18 protein-coding genes are annotated in these 18,346 nt (G+C 67.6%); 4 read left to right on the top strand and 14 right to left on the bottom strand.

The window, feature by feature from the left end; all coding sequences use genetic code 11:
• Positions 1-3 precede the first annotated feature (3 nt).
• Complete coding sequence (locus AC0IZJ_RS01150; RefSeq protein WP_471845790.1) at positions 4-1,119, bottom strand: JmjC domain-containing protein; 1,116 nt, start codon at positions 1,117-1,119, stop codon at positions 4-6.
• 40 nt (positions 1,120-1,159) lie between these two features.
• Here AC0IZJ_RS01150 and AC0IZJ_RS01145 point away from each other — a divergent pair, with 40 nt between their 5' ends.
• Positions 1,160-1,681, top strand: coding sequence for an FKBP-type peptidyl-prolyl cis-trans isomerase (locus AC0IZJ_RS01145; protein WP_471845788.1), 522 nt, complete (start codon positions 1,160-1,162; stop codon positions 1,679-1,681).
• A 186-nt stretch (positions 1,682-1,867) separates the two neighbouring features.
• Here the strand turns inward: AC0IZJ_RS01145 and dut are convergent, their stop codons facing one another.
• From dut to AC0IZJ_RS01085, 12 genes are all read right to left on the bottom strand, one after another.
• A complete protein-coding gene (dut, locus tag AC0IZJ_RS01140; protein ID WP_471845786.1) occupies positions 1,868-2,317 on the bottom strand; it encodes a dUTP diphosphatase in 450 nt (149 codons plus the stop codon).
• Positions 2,317-3,519 (bottom strand): bifunctional phosphopantothenoylcysteine decarboxylase/phosphopantothenate--cysteine ligase CoaBC, encoded by a 1,203-nt coding sequence (coaBC, locus tag AC0IZJ_RS01135; RefSeq protein WP_471845784.1) that lies wholly within the window; start codon positions 3,517-3,519, stop codon positions 2,317-2,319. Before coaBC ends, dut begins: the two co-directional genes overlap by 1 nt.
• The gene (gene trmB / locus AC0IZJ_RS01130) at positions 3,519-4,217 is read right to left on the bottom strand and encodes a tRNA (guanosine(46)-N7)-methyltransferase TrmB (RefSeq protein WP_471845782.1); all 699 of its coding nucleotides are present in this window, start codon (positions 4,215-4,217) and stop codon (positions 3,519-3,521) included. Before trmB ends, coaBC begins: the two co-directional genes overlap by 1 nt.
• A complete protein-coding gene (gene deoA, locus AC0IZJ_RS01125) occupies positions 4,217-5,527 on the bottom strand; it encodes a thymidine phosphorylase (RefSeq protein WP_471845780.1) in 1,311 nt (436 codons plus the stop codon). The genes trmB and deoA overlap by 1 nt, the downstream gene beginning before the upstream one ends.
• 3 nt (positions 5,528-5,530) lie before the next feature.
• Entirely contained in the window at positions 5,531-6,295 is a 765-nt protein-coding gene (gene deoC / locus AC0IZJ_RS01120) for a deoxyribose-phosphate aldolase (protein WP_471845778.1), read from the bottom strand.
• Positions 6,292-7,128, bottom strand: coding sequence for a purine-nucleoside phosphorylase (locus AC0IZJ_RS01115; protein WP_471845776.1), 837 nt, complete (start codon positions 7,126-7,128; stop codon positions 6,292-6,294). Before AC0IZJ_RS01115 ends, deoC begins: the two co-directional genes overlap by 4 nt.
• A gap of 8 nt (positions 7,129-7,136) precedes the next feature.
• Positions 7,137-7,553, bottom strand: a complete 417-nt coding sequence (cdd, locus tag AC0IZJ_RS01110) for a cytidine deaminase (protein WP_471845774.1) — start codon at positions 7,551-7,553, stop codon at positions 7,137-7,139.
• Complete coding sequence (locus AC0IZJ_RS01105; protein WP_471845773.1) at positions 7,553-8,518, bottom strand: ABC transporter permease; 966 nt, start codon at positions 8,516-8,518, stop codon at positions 7,553-7,555. The genes cdd and AC0IZJ_RS01105 overlap by 1 nt, the downstream gene beginning before the upstream one ends.
• Positions 8,518-9,621, bottom strand: coding sequence for an ABC transporter permease (locus tag AC0IZJ_RS01100; protein ID WP_471845771.1), 1,104 nt, complete (start codon positions 9,619-9,621; stop codon positions 8,518-8,520). Before AC0IZJ_RS01100 ends, AC0IZJ_RS01105 begins: the two co-directional genes overlap by 1 nt.
• Positions 9,618-11,150: an ABC transporter ATP-binding protein gene (locus AC0IZJ_RS01095; protein WP_471845769.1), complete on the bottom strand. Its 1,533-nt coding sequence runs from the start codon at positions 11,148-11,150 to the stop codon at positions 9,618-9,620. Before AC0IZJ_RS01095 ends, AC0IZJ_RS01100 begins: the two co-directional genes overlap by 4 nt.
• An 8-nt stretch (positions 11,151-11,158) precedes the next feature.
• A complete protein-coding gene (locus AC0IZJ_RS01090) occupies positions 11,159-12,136 on the bottom strand; it encodes a BMP family lipoprotein (RefSeq protein WP_471845767.1) in 978 nt (325 codons plus the stop codon).
• 78 nt (positions 12,137-12,214) lie between these two features.
• Complete coding sequence (locus AC0IZJ_RS01085; RefSeq protein ID WP_471845765.1) at positions 12,215-13,564, bottom strand: MATE family efflux transporter; 1,350 nt, start codon at positions 13,562-13,564, stop codon at positions 12,215-12,217.
• A gap of 77 nt (positions 13,565-13,641) precedes the next feature.
• On the opposite strand from AC0IZJ_RS01085, the gene acnA reads away from it, so the two are divergent.
• The 3 genes from acnA (at position 13,642) to AC0IZJ_RS01070 (ending at position 17,899) form a co-directional block, all read left to right on the top strand.
• Positions 13,642-16,404 (top strand): aconitate hydratase AcnA, encoded by a 2,763-nt coding sequence (gene acnA, locus AC0IZJ_RS01080; RefSeq protein ID WP_471845763.1) that lies wholly within the window; start codon positions 13,642-13,644, stop codon positions 16,402-16,404.
• Between the two features lie 58 nt (positions 16,405-16,462).
• Positions 16,463-17,617 carry a mechanosensitive ion channel family protein gene (locus AC0IZJ_RS01075; RefSeq protein WP_471845761.1) on the top strand — a complete coding sequence of 385 codons (1,155 nt, stop codon included), beginning with the start codon at positions 16,463-16,465 and terminating at the stop codon, positions 17,615-17,617.
• A 69-nt stretch (positions 17,618-17,686) separates the two neighbouring features.
• A complete protein-coding gene (locus tag AC0IZJ_RS01070) occupies positions 17,687-17,899 on the top strand; it encodes a cation:proton antiporter domain-containing protein (RefSeq protein ID WP_471845759.1) in 213 nt (70 codons plus the stop codon).
• Between the two features lie 3 nt (positions 17,900-17,902).
• Here the strand turns inward: AC0IZJ_RS01070 and AC0IZJ_RS01065 are convergent, their stop codons facing one another.
• The gene (locus tag AC0IZJ_RS01065) at positions 17,903-18,259 is read right to left on the bottom strand and encodes a hypothetical protein (RefSeq protein WP_471845757.1); all 357 of its coding nucleotides are present in this window, start codon (positions 18,257-18,259) and stop codon (positions 17,903-17,905) included.
• Between the last annotated feature and the right edge of the window lie 87 nt (positions 18,260-18,346).

Genomic DNA, 18,346 nt, shown 5'->3' with positions numbered 1-18,346 from the left:
CGTTTACGCGTTGTGTGGCTGCACCCAGCCGTCCTCGGTCCACTGATCAAGCAGTTCGCGCGCCTCGGGAGACAGCCTCGCGACTTCGGCCGCCGTCAACAGGCGGCAGTCGGCCAGCCGGCGCATCAGCGCAGCGTCGCGGCCCCCAGCGCGAAAGCTCTCGCCGTTCAGGAACACATGCGCCGTGTCGTAGAGCATGCGGCTGCGGCGGTCGAGCGCTGCGCCCTGCCCCACCGGCAACGGCTCTCCAGGCTCGAACCAGACTTGGGCTTTGGGTTCGGTCAGCGCCTCACCGAGGGCGCGCTCCAGTGCTTGCGGGCGCTGCACGGCAGCCTCGACGGCACGACGTGCGAAGTCCAGCAGTGCTGGCGGCACGCGGCCCGGTTCGGTCGATGCCTCCTGGCGTGGATCGGCATAGAGCTTGCCCGCCACATCAACCTCGTCAAACAGACGCGGCAGCAATTCGGCCGCCAGTGCGTCCGCCGTCGAGGCGCGGAAACCGACAGAGCCCGTCACGCACCCTCCGCCGACGGCGACGCCGTCGTGCGCCCAGCCCGGCGGCAGGTAGAGCATGTCTCCCGGCTCCAGCACGAACTCTTCCTCGGGCTTGAAGTTGGCGATGATCTTCAAAGGCACATCGTCGCGCAGCACCGCGTCGCGCTGGGCACCGATGCGCCAGTGCCGCTTGCCGGCAAGCTGGATCAGGAAGACGTCATAGGAATCGAAATGCGGGCCGACGCCGCCACCGTCGCTGGCGACAGACAGCATCAGGTCGTCAACCCGCGCATCGGGCACGAACCGGAACTGGTCGAGCAGCGCGCGCGCTTCGTCGAGGTGCTGGTCCAGCCCCTGGACCAGCAGTGTCCAGCCAGACTTGCTCATGGCTGGAAGGCGGGCGATGGGGCCCTGCTTGAGCTTCCATTCCCCGTCGAAAGCCGTGACGAGCCGCGATTCGACGCCGTCGCTGGCCGCCAGCGTGGCCAGGTCTTTCAATGAAGCGGGCGGCGTGGCATTGGCGAAGGCCTGGCGCACGAGCAGCGGTTTCTTCTGCCAGTGCTTGCGCATGAACTGCGCCGGGCTCATGCCGGCCAGCAGGGGGGTGGGGAGGTCTATCTGCATGGAGTCATTGTGCCGAGAGCCGCGTGCGAAAATCTCGCCCATGCAAGTGACCCGCCCCTGTGTCGTCTCCCTGCGTTGGAGACTTGAAGATGCCCAGGGCCAGCTCATCGGCGAGCTGGCCGAACCGATGGAGTTCCTGCACGGCGGGGACGACCTCTTCGCCAAGGTGGAGGAAGCGCTGGAAGGCCAGGAGGTCGGCTTCGAGACCGCTCTTGCGCTGCAGCCCGAGGAGGCCTTTGGCGACTACGACTCCGCCCTGGTCTGCTTCGAGGCGCGCAGCCTGTTCCCCGATGGCGTCGAACCGGGCCTGCAGATCGAGGGCCTGCCCGAAGGCGCCGCCACCGAAGGGATGCCGGCGGACGTGGTCTACACGGTCACCGAGGTCTACCCCCAGCACGTGGTGCTGGACGGCAACCACCCGCTGGCGGGCATAGGCCTGCGCATGCATGTGACGCTGCTGGATGTGCGCGCTGCGACGGAAGCGGAGGTCGAGGCTGGCTCCGTCGGTGAGCCCATCTTCATGGTGCAGACCGGCGCGCCGCCGGACGCGCCGATTCACTGAGCATGAGGCGCCTGACGGCGCCTTTTGGGACTGTTGAATGAGTTCCTGCGATGCAGCGGGACCTGGTTTGGGATGGGCTGCAAGGCGCAAACCGCAGCCATAGCTTTGCTATGGCGAGGATTTGCAACGCCGCAGACCGCCCAAAGCAGGGATGCGCTGCGCGCGAGGGACTCGTTCAGCGGTCGCTTACGCCTTGCCGGTGGAGCCGAAACCACCAGCACCACGCTCGGACGCATCAAAGCTGTCCACGCGACGGAACTGCGCCTGCACGACCGGCACGATGACGAGCTGGGCGATGCGCTCGAAGGGCTGGACGGTGAACTCGGTCTGGCCGCGGTTCCAGCAGCTGACCATCAGCTGGCCCTGGTAGTCGCTGTCGATCAGGCCGACGAGGTTGCCCAGCACGATGCCGTGTTTGTGGCCGAGGCCCGAGCGCGGCAGGATGATGGCCGCCAAGCCGGGGTCAGCGATGTGGATGGCAAGACCTGTCGGGATCAGCGTCGTCTGACCTGGGGCCAGCGTGATGGCTTCGCTCAGGCAGGCGCGCAGGTCGAGGCCGGCGCTGCCGGGCGTGGCGTAGGCGGGGATCCGCTCGGCCATGCGGGCGTCGAGCACTTGCAGGTCAATGGGAGTCATCAGAGTCGCTTGGAGAGTTCGGCAATCAGCTCGCGGGCGAGGCTGAGCTTGTCTGCACGGGGCAGTTCACGCTGGCCCTGCTCGTCGATGAGCAGCAGCGCGTTGTCGTCACGGCCAAAGGTGGCCGGGCCGAGGTTGGCGACGATCAGCGGAATGCCCTTGCGGCGGCGTTTGGCGTCGGCGTGCTCGGCGAGCTTCTCGCTCTCGGCCGCAAAGCCGACGCAGTAGGGCGGCTGGGGCAGCCGGGCGACGGCGGCGAGGATGTCGGCGTTCTCCGTCATCGCAATCGTTGGCGCCGTGGCGCCGCCTTCGGCCTTCTTCAGCTTGTGTTCGTGCGTCTGCGCAGGGCGCCAGTCGGCGACGGCGGCCGTGGCGATGAAGGCGTGTTGATGCGAGGCCAACGGCAGCACCGCGTCGAACATCTGCTGTGCGCTCTGCACGTCGATGCGCTGCACGCCGCGCGGCGTGGGCAGGTGGACGGGGCCGGCGATCAGCGTCACTTCGGCACCGGCCTCGGCAGCGGCGCGGGCGATGGCGAAACCCATCTTGCCGCTGCTGTGGTTGGTGATGCCGCGCACCGGGTCGACGGGCTCGAAGGTCGGGCCGGCGGTGATGAGCAGCTTCCTGCCGCGCAAGGTCTTGGGCGCGAGGAAGGCCTCCACGTCATCGAAGATCTCCCGTGGCTCCAACATGCGGCCGTCGCCGATCTCGCCGCAGGCCTGGTCGCCATTGGCAGGGCCGACGACGGTGGCGCCGTCAGCGGCGATCTGCGTGACGTTGCGCTGCGTGGCCGGGTGGGCCCACATCTCGCGGTTCATGGCTGGCACGACGAGCAGCGGGCACTCGTGGATGCGCCGGGCCAGCGCGGTCAGGCTGACGAGGTCGTCCGCTCTGCCCTGCGCCAAGGCCGCGATGGCATCGGCGCTGGCGGGCGCCACCAGCATCACATTGGCCTCGCGGCTGAGGTTGATGTGGGCCATGTTGTTGTCGGGCCGCGCGTCCCACTGATCGGTGAAGACGGGCCGGTTGGACAGGGCCTGCATCGTCACCGGCGTGATGAACTGCTGGGCGCCCTCGGTCATCATGACCTGCACGGTCGCGCCGCCCTTCACGAACAGGCGCGTCAGCTCGGCGATCTTGTAGCCGGCGATGCCGCCGGTCATGGCGAGGAGGATGTGTTTGCCGTGCAAGGGACTTGTCATCAACGCTTCCTGAACACCAGATCCCAGACGCCGTGGCCCAGCTTCAGCCCACGGGCTTCGAACTTGGTCAGAGGTCGGTAGGCGGGCTTGTCAGCGTAACCGTTCGCGGTGTTGTGCAGCGCCGGCTCGGCCGACAGCACCTCGAGCATCTGCTCCGCGTAGGGCTGCCAGTCGGTGGCCAGGTGCAGGTAGCCGCCGGGCTTGATGTGGCGCACCAGGTTGGCCACGAACGGCGCCTGGATCAGGCGACGCTTGTTGTGGCGCGTCTTGTGCCAAGGGTCGGGAAAGAAGATGTGCACGCCATCGAGTGCCGCTTCGCCGACCATGTCACGCAGCACTTCGACGGCGTCGTGCTGGACGATGCGGATATTGCCCAGCTCGCGTTCGCCGATCAGCTTGAGCAGTGCGCCGACGCCGGGCTGGTGCACTTCACAGCCGATGAAATCATGGTCCGGCAGCGTGGCAGCGATGTCGGCGGTGGCGGCACCCATGCCGAAGCCGATCTCCAGCACCAGCGGTGCGCTGCGGCCGAAGGTCGCGGCCGTGTCGAGCCGCTCGACCTTGTAGGGCAGCACGAACCTGGGGCCCAGCTCGGTCAACGCCTTGATCTGGCCCGTGCCCATACGGCCAGGCCGGGTCACGAAGCTCTTGATGGCGCGGCGTGGCGGCTGCTGCGGATCTTGCGTCTCGTCGGTCATCAGCCCACCTCGGCCATGACCATCGGCGTGGCAACCACATCGGTATCGCCGAGCGTGCAGGCGGCGAGGTAGGACGCAATGGCGCGGTCGGCGGCGGCGTCATCGGCCGCATGGATCAATGCCAGCGGCTCGCCGGCGGCGACGCGGGTGCCGATCGGGCGGACCTCGGAGAAGCCGACGCGCATGTCGATCGCGTCACCGGCCTTGCGGCGGCCGCCGCCCAGCTCGACGATGGCCACGCCAAGGTCTCGGGTCGACATGGTGGTGACGACACCGGCGCGCGGCGCAGCCACGGGCTTCACGACGGGCGCAGCCGTCAGGTAGGCCGACGGGCGTTCCATCAGATCGGCCGGGCCGCCGAGGGCGACGACCATCTTCGCGAACTTTTCGGCGGCGGCGCCCGAGTCGAGCGCGTGCTGCAACTTCACGCGGGCGGCGGCGGTGTCGGCCGCGAGATTGCCCAGCACCAGCATCTCGGCGCACAGCGCCAGCGTCACCTCGTGCAGGCGCGGCTCGCGGGCTTCGCCGGTCAGGTAGCGGATCGTTTCGATCACTTCCAGCGAGTTGCCGACGTCGCTGCCCAGGATCTGGTTCATGTCGGTGATCAGCGCGCGCGTCCTCAGGCCTGCGCCGCCAGCGACGGCGACGATGCTCTCGGCCAGTTCGCGCGCGAATTCGGGCGTCGAGGCAAAGGCACCATTGCCGCACTTGATGTCCATCGCCAGGCCTTCCAGGCCGGCGGCGAGCTTCTTGGACAGAATGCTGGCGGTGATCAGCGGCACGCTCTCCACCGTGGCCGTCACGTCGCGCGTCGCGTAGAAGCGCTTGTCGGCGGGGGCCAGGTCGGCCGTCTGGCCAATGATGGCGCAGCCCAGCGAGCGCACGATCTGGTCGAACTTCGCCGGGTCGGGCGTGGTCGTGTAGCCTGGGATGGCTTCCAGCTTGTCCACCGTACCGCCCGTGTGGCCAAGGCCCCGGCCGGCGATCATCGGCACATAGCCACCACAGGCGGCGACCATGGGTGCCAGCATCAGGCTGACCTTGTCGCCCACGCCGCCGCTGCTGTGCTTGTCGAGCACCGGGCCGGGCATGTCGGGCCAGCGCATGACGCGGCCGGAGTTCATCATGGCGCGCGTCAGCAGCACGGCTTCGTCGCGGCCCATGCCGCGCAGGAAGACGGCCATGCCGAGGGCGGCGACCTGGCCTTCGCTCCAGGAGTTGTATGTCAGGCCGTCGACGAAGTTCTGGATCTGCGCTTCATTGAGCGAGTGGCCGTCGCGCTTGGCGCGGATGATTTCTTGGGCAAGCATGTGTCAATAGGCTGCGGTGACGGCGACAGAGTCGGAGCCCGCAAGGACAGCTTCGATGTCGGTGAGCAAGCCGCTGGCGCCGAAGCGCAGGCGTTGCGGGTTCAGCGCGTCGGGGCCGAGCGCGGCTTCCGTCTGGGCAATGAAACCGGCGGCGTCGGCCACCGAGCGCACGCCGCCCGAGGCCTTGAAGCCGGCAGCGGACAGGCCACTGGCCTTGATCTCTTTCAGCATCACGGCGGCGGCGGCGGCAGTGGCGCCGGTCTTGGTCTTGCCTGTGCTGGTCTTGACGAAATCGGCACCCGCCGCGAGAGCCAGCCGCGTGGCCTGGGCGATGCGGTCGATGCTGCCGAGTTCGCCGGATTCGATGATGACCTTCAGCGTCAGTGGCCGGCTGGCGAAGCGGACTTCGGACAGGAACTCCGCGACCTCCGTGGCCTGATCGGCCAGCAGCGTGCGGTAGGGCAGCACGACGTCGACCTCGTCGCCACCGGCAAGCGCGATCTCGGCGACGTCGGCCAGCGCGCGTTGCACGTCAAGCGCCCCATCGGGAAAGTTGGCGACGGCGGCAACCTTGATCGACGAAGGCAGCGCAGCGCGCGCCTGGGCGACGAAGCGCGGCCAGACACAGACGGCGGCGACATCGCCGTGCGCCGTGCGGGCGCGGCGGCACAGCGCGTCGATGTCGGCAGCCGTGTCGGCGTCGTTGAGGCTGGTCAGGTCCAAGCAGGCCAGCGCGGTACGGGCCGCTGACTTCAGGTCGGTGGTCATGGCGTCAGGTCCGCAAAGCTGGCGATCAGCGCCGCCAGGAAGGCGGACGCGCGCTCGCCCGACAGCTGCGCCTGCTTCAGGGTCAGGTCATGCGTCAGCGCTTCGGCGGACAGGCCGGCGGCCATGTTGGTCATCAGCGCGATGCCCAACACGCGCAGGCCGGCGTGGCGGGCCAGGATGGTCTCGGGCACCGTGCTCATGCCGACGGCGTCGGCGCCCCACGCGGCAAACATGCGGATCTCGGCGGGCGTCTCGAACTGCGGGCCCAGCGCCCAGCAGTAGGTGCCCTCGCCCAGCATCAGGTTCTCGCGCTTGGCCAGCGCCAACGCGTGTTTGCGCAGTTCCGGGTCGTAGGCCGCGCTCATGTCGACGAAACGATGGCTGCCTTGCTCGCCGACGAGCGGGCTGCGCTGAGGCGCATTGATGTGGTCGGCGATCAGCATCAGGCTGCCGGGCTGCATGTGGGCGCGCAGCGAGCCGGAGGCGTTGGTCTGCAGGAGAACCCGCACGCCCCAGCGCTTCAGCGTGCGCAGTGCGCCGGCCATGCCGGTGCAGTCCCCGGTCTCATAGGTATGCGCGCGGCCACGCAGGAAGATGACGCGCTGTGCGCCGATAGTGCCGACGACGATCTCGTTGACATGGCCCTCCACCTTGGGCTGCGGGAAGGCCGGCAGTGCGGTGTAGGGCAGGCTCTTCGCGTCCTGCACATGGCTGACCGCACCGGCCCAGCCGGAACCGAGCACGACAGCGACTGCGGGAGCGTCACCGAACAGGGATTGCAGCTTCTCGACGCTCACGGTGATCGCGAGGTCGAGGGTCTTGTTGTCGATCATGGGGAACCTCAGATATTTAGATGGCTGGGTCCGAAGCTGTGGGGGAGCAGTTCGGCCAGGGTCCAGCGTTGGCGGATGCCGCCAGGATCGCCGGCAATGATGACAAGTTCTTCCGGCACGGAGAACTCGCGGAGCTTCTGACGGCAGCCACCGCAGGGCGTGATGATGTCCGGCCCGGGGCCGGTCACGAGGACGGCCACGGCGCGCTTGCCGCCGGCCATCAGCATGGCCGTCAGTGCCGACGGTTCGGCGCACCAGCCTTGCGGATAGGACGCGTTCTCTATGTTGGCGCCAAGATGAAAGCGGCCCTGCTCGTCGAGGACGGCGGCGCCGACCTTGTACTTTGAGTAAGGCGAATGCGAGAACTCGCGGGCGCGCAGGGATTCGGCGAGCAGGCGGTCGAGCAGGTCTTGGGAGAGTTCCATCAGCGTTCCTTCACGTAGGGTCGGCCGAGGGCCTTGGGGGCGATGGCAGAACCAATGAAGCCAGCGAGCAGCACGACCGTCAAGATATACGGCAATGCCTGGATCAGCTGCACGGGTACTTCGCCGATGCCTGGCAATTGCACGCCCTGCATGCGAATGGCCATCGCGTCCAGGAAGCCGAACAGCAGGCAGGCACCCAGCGTCGGCAGCGGCTTCCACTTGCCGAAGATCATTGCGGCCAGCGCGATGAAGCCACGGCCGGCGGTCATGTTCGGTGAGAAGGACGCGTTCTGCGCCAGCGTCAGATAGGCCCCTGCCAGGCCACAGAGCACGCCGTTCATCAGCAGCGCCTGGTAGCGCAGACCCTGCACGGACATGCCGGCGGCTTCCACCATCGCCGGGTTCTCGCCAACGGCGCGCAGGCGCAGGCCCGGGCGGGTGCGCTCCAGGAAGAACCACACCGCCGCGACCGTCAGGAAGGCGACGTAGACCAGCGCGTTGTGGCTCAGCAGGCCGTGGCCGATGACGGAGGCGAACCAGTTGCCCGGCTGTGGTTCGGCAAAGCCCTTGGCGAGGGCCGTCAGGCGCACGTCGGGGTCGATGGGCGGGGTCTGGCCACCCTGCTGGAACCAGGCGATGCCGAGCACGACGGTGAGGCCGGCGGCGATCATGTTCAGCGCGACGCCGGACACGACCTGGTCGCCGCGATTCGTCACGCAGGCAAAGCCGTGCAGCAACGACGCGGCGCAGCCGACGGCGATTGCGGCCAGCAGGCCGTAGCCGGTGGAGTGCGTGACCGAGGCGGCCGCAGCCGCCGCAAAGGCGGCGAACAGCATCTTGCCTTCCAGGCCGAGGTCAATGACGCCGGCGCGCTCGGACAGCACACCCGCCATCGCGCACAGCAGCAGCGGCGCGCTGACGCGCAGCGTGGAGGCCAGCACCGAGGCGATCAGGACTTCATCCATCAGCGGCCTCCCTTCACAGCAGCGTAGACGCGAGCAAACAGCGGCGCGCTGACCGTGGCCATCGCGCCGGAGAACAGCACGATCAGGCCCTGCGCGGTGACCACCATCTCGCGGCTGAATCCTTGCAGCTCGAAGCTGACCTCGACGCCGCCCTGATACAGCACGCCGAACAGCAGCGACGCCAGCACGATGCCGACCGGGTGGTTGCGGCCCATCAGCGACACGGCGATGCCGGTGAAGCCGGCGCCGGCGACGAAGTCCAGCGTGAGCTTGCCCTGCACGCCGGAGATCTCGTTGATGCCGACCATGCCGGCCAGCCCGCCGGAGATGGCCATGGCCAGCAGCACCTGGGCGCGCGGGCGGATGCCGGCGTAGTGGGCCGCGCGCGGCGCGCTGCCGACGGCGCGGACCGCGTAGCCGGCGGCACTCTTCCACAGGAACCAGCCGACGAAGACACAGGCGACCAGCGCGATGACGAGGCTGAGATTGAGCGGCGACGAGGGCAGCTCGACGCCAACGGCAGCCGCGATCTGATGCAGCGCCGGCATGCGGGCGCTCTCGGCGAACTCGGCAGACTCGACCGCCATGCTGCCGGCCGGGCGCAGCCAGTTGACCAGCAGATAACCGTTCAAACCAGCGGCGAGGAAATTGAACATGATCGTCGTGATGACGATGTGGCTGCCACGCCAGGCCTGCAGATAGGCTGGCAGTGCCGCCCACAGCATGCCGAAGGCGGCGGCGGCGATCACCAGCAGCGGCAGCATGACGACGGCCGGCAGCTTGGCGCCGAGCCACAGCGCGACCAGCGCCACGCCCACGCCGCCCAGCGTCGCCTGGCCTTCGCCACCAATGTTGAACAGGCCGGCGTGGATGGCCACGGCGACGGCGAGGCCCGTGAAGATGAACGTGGTCGCGTAGTACAGCGAATAGCCCAGGCCACGCACGCTGCCCAGGGCGCCGTTCAGCAGCACGGTCAGCGCCTGCCAGGGGCTGTGGCCGATGACCATGACGACGAGGCCGGCGACGACCAGCGCGATGGCCAGGTTCCACAGCGGCAGCAAGCCGATGTCGATCCAGCGAGGGAGGGTCAAAGGCTGACTCATGCGGCCGCTCGTTCTTCTTGTGCAGCCATCAACAGGCCGAGACGACGCTCATCACACTCGTCGATGGCCAACTCTCCGGTGATGCGGCCCGCGTTCATGACGACGACGCGGTCCGCCAGCGCCAGGATCTCGTCCAGTTCGCTGCTGACCAGCAGCACCGCGCAGCCGGCGTCGCGCAGCGCGCGCAACTGGCCGTGGATGAATTCGATGGCGCCGATGTCAACGCCGCGCGTCGGCTGGCCCACCAGCAGCACAGTCGGCTGCTCGCCGATCTCGCGGGCAAGGATGAGCTTCTGCTGGTTGCCGCCGGAGAACTTGCTGGAGCCCAGGTGCTCGTCGCGCGGGCGCACGTCGAAGCGTTCCTGCATCTGCTTCGTCGCGTCACGCATCGCGGCGTGATTCATGGAGGCGCCCTTGCGGTACTTGGGCAGGCCTTGGTAGCCCAGCACGGCGGATTCCCAGGCCGGGAAGCTCATGACCAGGCCGACCGCATGCCGGTCCTCCGGCACATGGGCCAGCCGCAATGGGCGGGCCTGTGCCGTGTCCAGCCAGGTGCCCGGCGTGAACGACGCGCCGCCCAACTCCAGCCGGCCGCCCTCGGGCGCGCGCAGGCCGGACAAGACCTCCAGCAGCTCGCTCTGGCCGTTGCCCGACACGCCGGCCACGCCGACGATCTCGCCGGCCTTCAGCGTCAGGCTCACATCCTTCAGGGCCGGCACGCCATTGGCATGCCTCAGGCTCAGGCCGGTCGCTTGCAGGCGCACTTCGCCCGCGTGGACCTCCATGCCGTCAGGTCGGCCCAGCTTGACCTTGCGGCCGACCATGGACTCGGCCAGCGCCTCTTCGCTCCACTCGGCGATAGGCCGCGTCTCGACGACCTGGCCGGCCCGCATGACCGTCACGGCGCTGCACAGGCTCATGACCTCGCGCAGCTTGTGCGTGATGAGGATCAACGTCGTGCCACGCTCCTTCAGGCGGCGCAGCGTGACGAAGAGCTGGTCCGTCTCCTGCGGCGTCAGCACGGCCGTCGGCTCGTCCAGGATCAGGATCTTGGCGCCGCGGTACAGCGCCTTCAGGATCTCCAGCCGCTGCAACTCACCCACGGGCAGGTCGGCGACGACGGCGTCGAGCTTCACATGCAGACCGGTTTCCTGCATCAGCGCGAGCAGCTTGGCGCGCACCTTGGCCTTGGAAGGCGCGAGGAAAAAACCGCCTTCCGCGCCGAGCATGATGTTCTCCAGGCAGGTCAGCGTCTCCACCAGCATGAAGTGCTGGTGGACCATGCCGATGCCCAGCTGGATCGCCTGCTGCGAGTTGGCGATGTGAACCTGCTGGCCGTTGACCTCGATCATTCCCGCATCAGCGTGGTAGTAGCCGTACAGGATGGCCATCAACGTGCTCTTGCCGGCGCCGTTCTCGCCGACGAGGCCATGCACGCTACCCGCAGCGATGTCGAACGACACCTCGCGGTTGGCCTGCACGGCGCCGAAGCGCTTGGAGATGCCCTGAAGGCGGACGGCGGGCGTCATGGCGACGCTCAGTACTTACAAGCGTTGTCCGCCATGTAATCAGCGACCTTGATCTTGCCGCTGATGATGTCGGCCTTGACCGCGTCGACCTTGGCCTTCAGCGCCGGGTTCAGCAGCTTGGCGTTGTTCTCGTCGGCCGCGTAATCCACGCCGCCTTCCTTCAGGCCCAGCACGCTCACGCCAGGCTTCCAGGCCTTCAGCACGTTGTAGACGGCCACGTCCACGCGCTTGACCATGGAGGTCAGCATGGTGCCGGGCTGGATGTGGTTCTGGTTGCTGTCCACGCCGATGGCCAGCTTGCCGGCGTCCTTGGCCGCCTGGTAGACGCCCACGCCGGTGCCGCCGGCCGCGGCGAAGACGACGTCCGAGCCCTTGGCAAACTGGCTCTTGGCCAGCTCACCGCCACGGGTCGGGTCGTTCCATGCCGTGGAGGTGGTGCCCGTCATGTTGGAGAACACCTCGATCTTGGGCGAAGTGGCCTTGGCGCCCTGCTCGTAGCCGCACTGGAACTTGCGGATCAGCGGAATGTCCATGCCGCCGACGAAACCGACCTTGCCGGTCTTGCTGACCAGCGCGGCCATGGCGCCAACGACATAGCTGCCCTCATGCTCCTTGAACAGCAGGGACTGCACATTGGGCAGGTCGACCTTGGCGTCGATGATGGCGAACTGGGTCTTGGGGAATTCCTTGGCCACCTGCTGCAAAGCCGACGCCTGGGCGAAGCCGATGCTGATGATGGGGCTGGCGCCCTTCTCGGCCATGCGGCGGATGGCCTGCACGCGCTGGGTGTCGTTGCTGATCTCGAACTCGAGATAGGTCTTGCCGCTCTCCTTCTTCCACTGCTCGGCGCCTTGGTAGCCGGCCTGGTTGAAGGATTTGTCGAACTTGCCGCCCATGTCGAAGATCACCGCAGGCTGCTGGGCCGCCTGGGCGGTACCGCAGGCAAGCATCAGGGCCAGGGAAAGACGAGGCAGCGCGAAGTTCATGGGATGGCTTGAGTCTTGGCGAAAGGGGCGCATTGTAGAAAACATCCCCAAAGTTTTACTGACCTGAAAAATACGGATTCACCCTGCCCTGCGGTGACGCAACCTGCGGTGCGCGGCCCGGGCGTGGGGGAGCCAGCCCAGTGTCGCCCAACGGCGCCACATCAACAGGCCTCGAATCCACTCGTCCGCTGCATAAGCAATCCACACGCCAACCAGGCCCCAGCCCAGGTGCACGCCGAGAAACCAGCTGCCGCCGGCCAGCACGATGGCCATGGAGGCCGAGCCGGCGATGACCGGGTAGCGGGCGTCGCCCGTGGCCCGCAGCGCGTTGATGACGACCATGTTGAAGACGCGCCCCGGCTCCACCAGCACCGTCCACCACAGCAGCGTGCAGCCCAGCTCGATGATGGCCGGGTCGGACGTGAACTGCCGCAGCAGCCACGGCCCGGCCAGCGCAAAACTGGTGGAGACGACCAGGGCGACCACCAGGCCCAGCCCCAGCGACTTGCGCACCAGCTTGTGCGCCGCATGCAATTGGCCGGCGCCGATCATGTGACCCACGAGGATCTCCACCGCAAAGGCGACGGCCAGGCCGAACATGAGGATCACGTGCAGGAACTGCATCGTGTAGGCGTGCGTGGCCAGCGCCAGCGCACCAAGTTGGGCCACAGCAGCCAGGCTGGTCATGAAGGCCAGGCGCCAGGAGATGTTCTCGGCCGCACCCGGGATGCCGATGTGCAGCACCGTGGCCAGCGGCGCGCGCTCCAGCCGCCACCAGTCCGGCGCGCGCAGCCGCAGGTTGAGCCGGCTGCGCCACAGCACGATGTGCAGGGCCAGGCCCGTGCCCCGGCCGCAAAAGCAGGCCAGCGCGAAGCCGACCAGGCCCAGGTGCGGCATGGCCAGCAAGGCGACGATCAGCGTGACGAGCTGGATGACGATCACCACCGCCAGCGCCTCGCGGCTGCGCAGGTGGGCGCGCATGACACTGGACATCGTCGAGTTGAGCGCGTCGATCAGCAGCGCCGGGGCCAGGGCTTGCAGCAGCGTGCTGGCCAGCGGTGCCACCTCGGGCGGCGCGTTGACCAACCCCATTAAGGGCCCTGCGGCCAACAGCGCCACGATGGCGCCGCCCACGCCCAGCCAGACGCTCGCGCCGAGGGAGGCTCGGGCGACGGCGTCGGCTTGGTCGCGCCGGCCGGCGCCCAGCGCCTGGGTCACGGCCACGCTGACACCGGCGCCGACGACGCGGAAGAGCACGAAGAGGGCCGCGAACACCTGATTGGCCAGGCCGAAGGCGGCGCCGCTGTTGTCCGACAGCCGGGCCGCCAGCGCGGTGCCGATGATGCCGATGCCGATGCCGAGAAGCAGTTCCAGCAGCAGCGGCCAGGTGAGCGGAAAGAGGCGCGGGCGAGCGGAGGAGGCGGTCAAAACCAAGGCCTCTCGACGGAATTCACATAAGTCACGGCAAGCTCGCCAAAATGGACCGAAATCGTATAGGAGTAACCATGCCGAAACACGCAGCCCATGCGTTTGCCCAGACCCGGGTCCCGTTCAAGATCGCGTCAGCCAAGCCCGGCCAGCTCTTCTCCCTGCCCGAGCTGGCCAAGACCTTCCCCAACGTGCTGCGCATGCCCATCTCCATGCGCATCGTGCTGGAAAGCGTGCTGCGCAACTGCGACGGCAAGAAGGTGACGGCCGAGCATGTGGAGCAGCTCGCCAGCTGGAAGCCGGTTGCGGCACGCGTGGATGAGATCCCCTTCGTCGTCGCCCGCGTGGTGCTGCAGGACTTCACCGGCGTGCCGCTGCTAGCCGACCTGGCCGCGATGCGCAACGTGGCGGCCGCGATGGGCAAGAACCCGAAGGCCATCGAGCCGCTGGTGCCGGTGGACCTGGTGGTGGACCACAGCGTCATGATCGACCACTACGGCACGAAGAAGTCGCTGGACCTGAACATGAAGCTGGAGTTCGAGCGCAACCGCGAGCGCTACGAATTCATGAAGTGGGGCATGCAGGCCTTCGACACCTTCGGCGTGGTGCCACCGGGCTTCGGCATCGTCCACCAGGTGAACCTGGAATACCTGGCGCGCGGCGTGCACAAGAACAAGGACGGCATCTTCTATCCCGACTCGCTTGTGGGCACCGACAGCCACACCACCATGATCAACGGCATCGGCGTCGTCGGCTGGGGCGTGGGTGGCATCGAGGCCGAGGCCGGCATGCTGGGCCAGCCGGTCTACATGCTGACGCCCGACGTCGTCGGCTTCGAGCTGACCGGCGAGTTGCGCGAGGGCGTCACGGCGACCGACCTCGTGCTGACCGTCACCGAGATCCTGCGCAAGCACAAGGTCGTCGGCAAGTTCGTCGAATTCTTTGGCGAAGGCACGGCCAGCCTCGCCCTGCCCGACCGCGCGACGATTGCGAACATGGCGCCCGAGTACGGCGCGACCATGGGTTTCTTTCCGGTCGACGAGAAGACCGTCGCCTACTTCAAGGGCACGGGCCGCAGCAAGGCCGAGATTGACGCCTTCGAGGGCTACTGGCGGGCGCAGCAGATGTTCGGCGTGCCCAAGGCCGGCGACATCGACTACACCTCGGTCGTCTCGCTGGACCTCGGCACCGTCGTGCCCAGCCTGGCCGGCCCGAAGCGCCCGCAGGACCGCATCGCCATCAACGACCTGTCGGCCCGATTCGGCGAGCTGTTCAGCAAGCCGATTGCCGAGAACGGCTTCAACCAGCCGGCTGAGAAGCTGGACCGGCCCTACGTGACCGACTCAGGCCTCCCGGTCAAGAACGGCGACGTGCTGATCGCAGCCATCACCTCCTGCACCAACACCAGCAACCCCGGCGTGTTGCTGGCCGCCGGCCTGCTGGCCAAGAAGGCGGTCGAGGCAGGGCTCACAGTCTCGCCCCACATCAAGACCTCGCTGGCGCCCGGCTCGCGCATCGTCACCGAGTACCTGACCAAGGCCGGCCTGCTGCCCTATCTGGAGAAGCTGGGTTTCAACGTCGCCGCCTACGGCTGCACGACCTGCATCGGCAACGCCGGCGACCTGACGCCTGAGCTGAACCGCCTCATCCAGGACAACGACCTCGTCTGCGCGGCCGTGCTGTCAGGCAACCGCAACTTCGAGGCGCGCATTCACCCCAACCTGAAGGCCAACTTCCTGGCCAGCCCGCCACTGGTGGTGGCCTACGCCATTGCCGGCAACGTCACGCGCGACCTGATGACGCAGCCGGTCGGCTTCGGCAAAAAAGGCCAGCCGGTCTACCTGGGCGACATCTGGCCCAGCAGCGACGAAATCTATGCGCTGATGAAGTTCGCGATGGACGCCGACGCCTTCAAGGCCAACTACGACAAGGTGGCCAAGGAGCCCGGCAAGCTCTGGAAGGCCATCAAGGGCACCCAGGGCCAGGTCTACGATTGGCCCAAGAGCACCTACATCGCCCAGCCACCCTTCTTCCAGGGCTTCACGATGGAGCCGAAGCAGCTGGTGTCGGGCGTGAAGGGCGCGAAGGTCATGGCACTGTTCGGCGACTCGATCACCACCGACCACATCAGCCCGGCCGGCTCCTTCAAGGAGACGACGCCGGCCGGCCAGTTCCTCATCGCCAACGGCGTTCACAAGGCCGACTTCAACTCATACGGCGCACGCCGAGGCAACCACGACGTGATGATGCGCGGCACGTTTGCCAACGTGCGCGTGAAGAACCTGATGCTGCCCGCCGGCGCCGACGGCTCGCGCCCCGAAGGCGGCTACACGCTGAAGGACGGCGAGCAGACGACCATCTACGACGCCGCAATGGCCTACATCGCCGAGGGCACGCCAACCGTCATCTTCGCGGGCGAGGAGTACGGCACCGGGTCAAGTCGCGACTGGGCCGCCAAGGGCACGCAGCTGCTCGGCATCAAGGCCGTCATCGCCAGGAGCTTCGAGCGCATCCACCGCAGCAACCTCATCGGCATGGGCGTGCTGCCGCTGCAGTTCAAGACCGGCTCCAGTTGGGAGAACCTGGGCCTGACAGGGGCGGAAACCATCGACATCACGCTGGCCGATGAAATCAAGCCGCAGGACGATGCGGTGATGACCATCACCCGCGCGGATGGCACCCAGGTGGCCGTGAAGCTGACGCTGCGCATCGACACGGCCATCGAGGTGGACTACTACTTCCATGGCGGCATCCTGCCGTTCGTGTTGAGACAGCTTCTCGCCGCTGAGCCGTCGGTCTCTGTCGGCCCAGGCCCACAAGCTCGACGGGCCGCCGGCTGACAGACGCACGAGGCGCAGGCAACTAGGGTCTCGGCATGCCCGCCAAACAGCTGTTGCGATGACCTTGAATGAATTTCTGAACCGTGCCGCGGCCTCGATGCCCGATGTGGACTGGACCGACGTGCTGCCCGCCGTGCTGGCGGGCGCCCTCACCGTCGTCGCCATCAAGTTCGGGCTGCAGATCGTCGTCAGGCGCCTGAGGGCCTTGTCCACTCACACCGATACCGCGTTGGACGATGGCCTCGTCAGCGTGCTGGAGCGCACGAACCCGGCGTTGATCTGGCTCGTCGGCCTGCTCGTGGGGCTGACCGTGCTGCCGCTGGACGACCGCTGGCATGCGCGTGTGTCGCAACTGTGGTTCGCCGTGGTCGCGCTGCAGATCGGCCTTTGGTGCCAGCAGGCGCTGTCGCAGGTGCTGGTCACGCATCAGCAGAGGCATGGCGGCGGGGGCGCGCTGTCGGCCTCGGCCACGCTGCTGAGCTGGGGCCTGCGTGGCACGCTGTGGGTCATCGTGCTGCTGGCCGTGCTGTCCAACATGGGCGTCAACATCACCGCCTTCGTCGCCAGCCTCGGCATCGGCGGCATTGCGTTGGCGCTGGCGGTGCAGAACATCCTGGGCGACCTGTTCGCGTCGCTCGCCATCGCGGTGGACAAGCCCTTCGAGGTGGGGGACGCCATCTCGGTGGGCGACGTCAACGGCACCGTCGAACGTGTCGGACTCAAGACGACACGCATCCGCAGCCTGGGCGGCGAGCAGATCGTCATGTCCAACGCCGAACTGCTCAAGCGCACCGTGGCGAATTTCAAGCGGCAGGAGACCCGCCGGGTCGCGTTCACATTCGGCGTCACCTACGACACCACGGCCGAACAGGTGGCCGCGGTGCCGCCGATGATCAAGGCCATCATCGAGGCCGACTCACAGCTCCAGTTCGGCAGGGCCCACTTCAAGGCCTTCGGCGAACGCTCGCTGGATTTCGAAGTGGTCTACCTCGTCAAGGACCCGAGCTACGACCTCTACATGGACCGCCAGCAGTCGCTGAACCTGGCGCTGATGCAGGGCCTGCAGCAACGCGGCATCCGCTTCGCCTTCCCCGTCCAGACGGTCAACCTGGTCGACGGGCGCCAGCAGCAAGTCGCAGGTGGCACGCCGCCGAACGCGCCCGAGCGGGCCGCCAACCGCCGCGGTCCGGACCCGGTGACGGCGGCGGGCTGACGATGGCCATAGCGGCGGTGGACGTGCCATGGGCGCAGGGCCTGCTGCTCGGCGCTGCCGTGTCGTCCCGTGCTGTGCCCGGCACCGCCGGGCTTTGACTGGCGTTCGCAGCGCTTCGTTGCCTGGTCGGGCCTGCGCGGCGGCGTGCCCATCGTGCTGGCCGCCTACCCGGTCCTGGCGGGCATCCCCGGCGCGTGGCGACTGTTCGACGTCGCTTTCCTGGTGGTGCTGCTGTCGCTGCTGATCCAGGGGCCGACGCTGGCGCCGCTGGCTCGCTGTTGAAGCTCAATCAAACACCGGGATCAGATGCGGGCGGCCGGCCACCAGCGTGACGACGCGGCGTGGCAGGCAGAGCAACGGCGTGGTACCGCTGCGCAGGGCGCGGGCCACGGCAGTGCGGGCGGCGGCGAGCAGTGCGGCCAGGCTGGGCCGTTCACCCCGGCATTGCGAGCGCGGAATGACGAGGGCGAGATCGATGCTGCTGGGGCCGCTGGCATCGGCAGCCTCGACTTCGAGGCGGGCATTGACGACGACGGTGGACGGCGTGCTCAGACGCAGATCAAGATCGGCGTCGACGGTGTCATCGGAGGCCAGCGGCAGTTCTTGCAGTGGCAGCACAAAGAGGGATGGGTTTTTGGACATGGCAGGCCATGATGCAGAACGCATGTGACAGCCACCATCGGGCGCGCTGCCACGACTGCGTAGGACGACGCCGTAGATGCAGGGGAA

The sequence above is a fragment of the Roseateles sp. AC306 genome (assembly GCF_979253795.1).
Note: the sequence above shows the minus strand (reverse complement) of the source record. Positions and strands in the feature narration are given on the sequence as shown.

Excerpts from the sequence above, each read along its gene's own strand:
- AC0IZJ_RS01150 (WP_471845790.1), bottom strand. The coding sequence starts at position 1,119 with ATGCAGATAGACCTCCCCACCCCCCTGCTGGCCGGCATGAGCCCGGCG.
- coaBC (WP_471845784.1), bottom strand. The coding sequence starts at position 3,519 with ATGACAAGTCCCTTGCACGGCAAACACATCCTCCTCGCCATGACCGGC.
- trmB (WP_471845782.1), bottom strand. The coding sequence starts at position 4,217 with ATGACCGACGAGACGCAAGATCCGCAGCAGCCGCCACGCCGCGCCATC.
- acnA (WP_471845763.1), top strand. The coding sequence starts at position 13,642 with ATGCCGAAACACGCAGCCCATGCGTTTGCCCAGACCCGGGTCCCGTTC.
- AC0IZJ_RS01145 (WP_471845788.1), top strand. The coding sequence starts at position 1,160 with ATGCAAGTGACCCGCCCCTGTGTCGTCTCCCTGCGTTGGAGACTTGAA.
- cdd (WP_471845774.1), bottom strand. The coding sequence starts at position 7,553 with ATGGAACTCTCCCAAGACCTGCTCGACCGCCTGCTCGCCGAATCCCTG.
- dut (WP_471845786.1), bottom strand. The coding sequence starts at position 2,317 with ATGACTCCCATTGACCTGCAAGTGCTCGACGCCCGCATGGCCGAGCGG.
- deoA (WP_471845780.1), bottom strand. The coding sequence starts at position 5,527 with ATGCTTGCCCAAGAAATCATCCGCGCCAAGCGCGACGGCCACTCGCTC.
- AC0IZJ_RS01090 (WP_471845767.1), bottom strand. The coding sequence starts at position 12,136 with ATGAACTTCGCGCTGCCTCGTCTTTCCCTGGCCCTGATGCTTGCCTGC.
- deoC (WP_471845778.1), bottom strand. The coding sequence starts at position 6,295 with ATGACCACCGACCTGAAGTCAGCGGCCCGTACCGCGCTGGCCTGCTTG.
- AC0IZJ_RS01115 (WP_471845776.1), bottom strand. The coding sequence starts at position 7,128 with ATGATCGACAACAAGACCCTCGACCTCGCGATCACCGTGAGCGTCGAG.
- AC0IZJ_RS01065 (WP_471845757.1), bottom strand. The coding sequence starts at position 18,259 with ATGTCCAAAAACCCATCCCTCTTTGTGCTGCCACTGCAAGAACTGCCG.
- AC0IZJ_RS01075 (WP_471845761.1), top strand. The coding sequence starts at position 16,463 with ATGACCTTGAATGAATTTCTGAACCGTGCCGCGGCCTCGATGCCCGAT.
- AC0IZJ_RS01095 (WP_471845769.1), bottom strand. The coding sequence starts at position 11,150 with ATGACGCCCGCCGTCCGCCTTCAGGGCATCTCCAAGCGCTTCGGCGCC.
- AC0IZJ_RS01100 (WP_471845771.1), bottom strand. The coding sequence starts at position 9,621 with ATGAGTCAGCCTTTGACCCTCCCTCGCTGGATCGACATCGGCTTGCTG.
- AC0IZJ_RS01105 (WP_471845773.1), bottom strand. The coding sequence starts at position 8,518 with ATGGATGAAGTCCTGATCGCCTCGGTGCTGGCCTCCACGCTGCGCGTC.